Annotated in this window: 1 protein-coding gene; it reads left to right on the forward strand. The window is 52.8% G+C overall.

Annotated features, from left to right (window positions below):
• On the forward strand, window positions 1–451 hold a 451-nt coding region (locus AC1M9H_RS14350), incomplete at both ends, for a phage baseplate assembly protein V (RefSeq protein WP_481613652.1).

The raw sequence follows: 451 nt of genomic DNA on the forward strand, positions 1-451 counted from the left end.
GACCCAGCACCCATCCGCAACGCGCCAAAGTGGTGGGACCTGCAGGAGAAGAAATCCATGTCGATGAATGGGGACGCATCAAAGTACGCTTCCTGTTTACCCGAGCAGAAGACCACCAATTTGATGGCGGTGCAGGCAGTAACAACAACGACACCGATTCAGCTTGGGTCGATGTACTGACCCCATGGGCAGGCGAAGGCTATGGCGCACGCTTCCTTCCTCGAATCAATGAAATCGTGGTTATCGACTTCTTTGACGGCAACATCGACCGTCCCTTTGTGGTAGGCCGCCTACATGAAGCCCAACGCAGCCCAACTCGATTCGACAGTCAAGGCCAACTGCCGGACACCAAAAAACTCTCAGGGATTAAAAGTAAAGAAGTCCAAGGCGAAGGCTATGGACAACTCCGCTTTGATGACACCACAGGACAAATCTCCACCCAACTGCAAAA

The organism is Acinetobacter sp. ANC_7512 (genome assembly GCF_056779935.1).